4 protein-coding genes are annotated in these 4900 nt (G+C 37.0%); 3 read left to right on the top strand and 1 reads right to left on the bottom strand.

The window, feature by feature from the left end:
• The 3 genes from AC1DPQ_RS17605 to AC1DPQ_RS17595 all read left to right on the top strand — a co-directional run.
• On the top strand, nt 1–1178 hold a 1178-nt coding region (locus AC1DPQ_RS17605), incomplete at its 5' end, for a TlpA family protein disulfide reductase (RefSeq protein WP_477610389.1).
• Nucleotides 1179–1201: 23 nt separating this feature from the next.
• Nucleotides 1202–1960 (top strand): DUF1570 domain-containing protein, encoded by a 759-nt coding sequence (locus tag AC1DPQ_RS17600; RefSeq protein ID WP_477581063.1) that lies wholly within the window; start codon nt 1202–1204, stop codon nt 1958–1960.
• Between the two features lie 102 nt (nt 1961–2062).
• Nucleotides 2063–3886 (top strand): DNA polymerase III subunit gamma/tau, encoded by a 1824-nt coding sequence (locus AC1DPQ_RS17595; protein ID WP_477610388.1) that lies wholly within the window; start codon nt 2063–2065, stop codon nt 3884–3886.
• Between the two features lie 148 nt (nt 3887–4034).
• On the opposite strand, the gene AC1DPQ_RS17590 is transcribed toward AC1DPQ_RS17595, so the two are convergent.
• Nucleotides 4035–4442: a hypothetical protein gene (locus tag AC1DPQ_RS17590; protein ID WP_477581066.1), complete on the bottom strand. Its 408-nt coding sequence runs from the start codon at nt 4440–4442 to the stop codon at nt 4035–4037.
• Between the last annotated feature and the right edge of the window lie 458 nt (nt 4443–4900).

The raw sequence follows: 4900 nt of genomic DNA, 5'->3' as shown, positions 1-4900 counted from the left end.
ACTTACTTGAGCTTCAGGCCTTAGAAAGCAAAAAATTAGATTCTGTACATCGCCTTAATGTTGTAAGCGAAAAGGCTTATCAAATTAAAAAATTAGATATTGTGCTCGGTTATGCCTCGCATATTCTGGAATATAATATGCTTTTTCAAAATGCCACTAGAAGCAGCAATCCAGCGGAAAAAGAGAAAGCAGAAAAATACCCTGATGATTACTACACTTTTATTGATAAAAACATCATCAATGACGAAATATCTGTCATCAGCGGTGAGTATGAAACTTTTATAAACCGGATTAGTTTTCTACCCGGCTTTAATCCAGGAAGCCTTAGTTATACCCATAATTATCGCGATATGGTAAATGCTATCAAAAAAAATGGCAGTATATTAAATGAAAACGACAAGGCATTTGAAACCATGATATCAGAGGATGGTTTATCTTTAAAGACAGATGAAAAGACTGTAATCATTAAAGACAAATGGCTTAAGGATAATGCCGAATTTATTAATTTATTTACGAAAAGATATTTTTCTAACATCCGTCTTAAGCCTATTGATTCTGCCTTTGGCCAAAACCGTGGATTATTGATTAATCTGGTTAAGTCTCAAAATATTTCAAGGCCAATTGTAAAAGAACTCTCCCCGATTAATGATCGCTATCTATCTTACACTTTRGCAGGCATCGACAATGAGTTCGTAAAGGATTATATCAAACTCAGAAACAACGATACCCAAAAACAGATCATCGCCAATAAAAAAAATGGGGGATATTTTGTAAACCAAACACCAAAAGTAGAAGCCGATAAAATTTTAGATAACATTATCAGCAAACATGCTGGCAAAGTTATATTAGTTGATTTTTGGGCAACTTGGTGCGGCCCCTGCCTTAGCGGAATTGAAGAAATCAGGCCTCTAAAAGAAGAAATGAAGGATAGTAATGTGGTATTTGTTTACATTACCGACGAAAGTTCACCTTTAGCTGCCTATCAGAATTTAGTACCAACTATAAAAGGACAGCACTATCGCTTAAAAAGCGATGAATGGCGTTATTTAGCTGATAAATTTAAAATTACAGGTATTCCGCATCAAGTACTGATTAATAAAGAAGGGAAAGTGGTAAATCCAGCTTTGGGATTTATGGATAACGGACAAATAAAAAAACTATTAGAAAAACAACTGTAACAAAGAGATTTAAGACAGCAAACATGAACAAATTTCTGCTGCTTCTAATAGCAAATATTATAAGCCTATCCCTTTACGCCCAATATGTTGATATCAATTTTATTAACTGCAAAATAAGCGAAACCGAGCAAAAGAAGATAGAGAAACTGATAGCTTACGAACGCATGTTCTGTAACGAAATTTTTGAAACCAGAGAGAACATTACTGCACCTGTTAAAATAAACCTCTATGGAAAAAGTAAAGATTATCGCTTAGCGCAAAAAACATATAGTGCACCAATAAATAGTGCTGGATTTTATATTGCCGCAATTAACGAAGCCTTTGTATATAAGAGCAGCGATTTCATTTCGGTAGCACTCCATGAGGCTAGCCATAGTATTTTCCAGTTTAATTTTAAAAAATCGCCTAAATGGCTAAACGAAGGCCTTGCAGAGTTTTTCGAAACACTAGATTTCGATAGCGAGGGAAATTTATACTCCTATCCACAAAGTGGCAGAATTAAGCGTATAAAAGCAGGAATAGATTCGAAAGACACCGAAAGGCTAAAAAATTTCTTTAAAATATACAGTGGTTCATTTTACGGACATGATATAGACGACAATTACAATACAGCTTACAGTGTGATCTACTTTTTTATAAAATCCAAAAGAACAGACCTGCTTAAAAAAGTAATTAAACTAAATACGCAGGGTTACGATACCGAAAAAGCGATTGAACTTACTTTTGGCAGTTTTGATCGGTTTGAAGAAAGATATAAGCTATTTTACAACTATCATAAATAAATTGTTCTTTAAGCTTAAGCCTCCGGCCTGATCATATTACAACTTTTCAACATTCCAATCTTACCACATTCCAACTGATAAAAAATTCCTATTTTCGTGCCGATGGAAAATTTTATCGTTTCTGCCCGTAAATACCGCCCAGCCACCTTCGAAACCGTTGTTGGCCAGCAGCATATTACCGGTACGTTAAAAAACGCCATTAAAAACAATCAACTTGCCCAGGCATTTTTATTCTGCGGGCCTCGTGGTGTGGGTAAAACAACCTGTGCACGTATCCTTGCAAAAACCATTAACTGTACCAACCCTACAGCAGAAATGGAAGCCTGTGGCCAGTGCGACAATTGTCTTTCTTTTCAGAACGGGCATTCTTTTAATGTTCACGAATTAGACGCGGCTTCAAACAACTCTGTTGATGATATCCGTAGCTTAATCGAGCAGGTTAGAATACCACCACAAGCCGGAAAATATAAGATCTATATCATTGATGAGGTTCATATGTTATCGCAGAGTGCATTTAATGCCTTTTTGAAAACATTGGAAGAACCACCTTCTTATGCTATTTTTATTCTGGCTACCACTGAGAAACATAAAATCCTGCCGACTATTTTATCACGTTGCCAGATTTTTGATTTCAACCGGATCCAGGTAGAAGATATTGCCAGTCACTTATCAACCATTGCCCAACGCGAAAATATTGCGTTTGAAAGTGATGGTTTGCATATTATTGCCCAAAAGGCAGACGGTGGACTGCGTGATGCACTTTCGATGTTCGATCAGATTGCCAGTTATGCAAACAAGAACATTACTTATAAAGCTGTAATCGATAACCTAAATATTTTAGATTACGATTATTTTTTCAAGCTTACCTCTTATTTAACCGCAGCAGAAGTTAGCCAAACCCTACTCCTGTTCGACGAAATTTTAAATAACGGTTTCGATGGGAATAACTTTATAAATGGCCTGGCTTCGCATTTCCGTAATTTATTGGTAGGTAAAGACGCATCGACCATTAAACTTTTAGAAGTTAGCGAAAACATCAAACAAAAATATCTCGATCAGTGCAGGCAAACAGAATTATCCTTCTTGCTAACAGCATTAAACCTGGCCAATACCTGCGATCTAAATTACAAGAATTCTAAAAACCAGCGTTTACAGGTAGAGCTGGCACTGATTAAAATGTGCCATATCCGGTCGGTCGTCAATTTAGCACAACAGCCTTTAAGCCCTAATAACACAGCAACTGACGTAGATCAGGATAAAAAAAAAACTAATGTCGTAGCTGGACAGGCAGAAACACCAAAGCCAAAAACAGAAAGCGAAAATACGGATCAAGCTGTAGCGCCTATTGTTAAAACGGCTGTTTTACCGAACATTCCTGAAGAAGAAAAACCTAAGGAAACACCCAGGGTTGGTCCGCCACCATCTGCAACTTCCATTAGTATCAATATTCCAAAGCCCAATGCGATAAGTACACTCATTCCATCGCTAAACGATCTGAACCGGGCTGCACAGGAAGATGACGATAAGGGTCCAAAAAAAGTTACAGGTGAGGCCAGAGAACCTTTTAGTTACGACCGCTTATTGGAAGTATGGAATGCCTTTACTCAAAAAATGAAGGCGACCGATAAAATCAATCTTTTTACCATCTTAAATAATTTCGCGCCTACGCTTTTAAATCCCGAGCTGATCGAAATTTCGGTAGAAAGTAAAACGCAGGAACACCTTGTACAACAAGAATCTGTTGAGCTGTTGAACTTTTTGAGAAATGAGCTTAGCAATTTTGGTGTAGAGGTTACCTACAAACTGGTTGAACGTAAAATAGAAAACAGGCTTTATGGCAACCGTGAAAAGTATGATTACCTGGTAAATAAAAACCCAAAACTCGACGAATTGCGCAGGAGATTTAACTTAGATGTTAATCCTTAAATTTCAGATCCGACAACTGAACAATACTTATTCGGTTAAAAATTACTAAATAAAAAGCAGGACTACACATCATCGTAAATGTATAACCCTGCTTTTCCAATTATGATTGTTTCGTCAAATAACTATCCTCACGACAGTGATCTATTGACTATTTTTGGGGCGTATCGTTAATCGGATAACCTTCTTCATCTAAATCATCGCGGTTATCTTCGGGTGTACGGGCAAGGATTTCATCTTCAGGGTTCAGCTTTACACTCTCCCCGTTATCTACGTGCATGCCTAATTCTTCCAGGTTATCCTCGGCAATTTCTTCATTGCGGGCATATTCATCACCAATATAAGGGTTAGCTTCATCATAGGTCGAATCATCATCTTTGGCACCAGCAGCAACCGTTTCGTATCCCATTGGGTGGTCGTAATCTTTATCTGTACCTCTTACATCGAGCTCGTAACTCTGCTTATTTTTATCATAAGCGAGATTCTCTTTATTGATTTCGCTATTTTCTGTGGTACTGTGTATTTTATCCTGCGATCCTTTATTCTCGTTACTTGCCATGGTATGGGTCTCCTATAATTTATATGAATATAACAAAATGATATGGATAAGGTTTGTTTGTTGAAAGAGAATCTTACAATTATTAGGGCGTGCCCCAAGCTGCGCAAGGGTCGGGCTATACACTTCAAGTCCTCGCCCGATGAAGAATCGGGCTGTGGGCTTTCCGTTGCTATCCCTCACGCAGAAACAACAGATTCTAATTTCCATTTTTTTTACGGAGCACAAATCTCTACAAATGATAATTTCACTTATAAAAAAAGTAATTCGACGTATTAAAAGAGCAATTAATTCGTATAAATTTGTTTCTTAACACCATATCCGTTGTTCTTTTAAATTGCTCTGCAAATTAAAAATGACATCTTGATAAAACCAAACAAAATAGCTAGCCAATAATAACCAAATGAAACCCCAACTAAGCACTAAATTTATTCTTACCGTATCATTATCAATCTTTTGCC

It is taken from the genome of Pedobacter sp. 01T416_2 (assembly GCF_056398925.1).
This window is presented reverse-complemented; position numbering and strand designations above follow the sequence as displayed.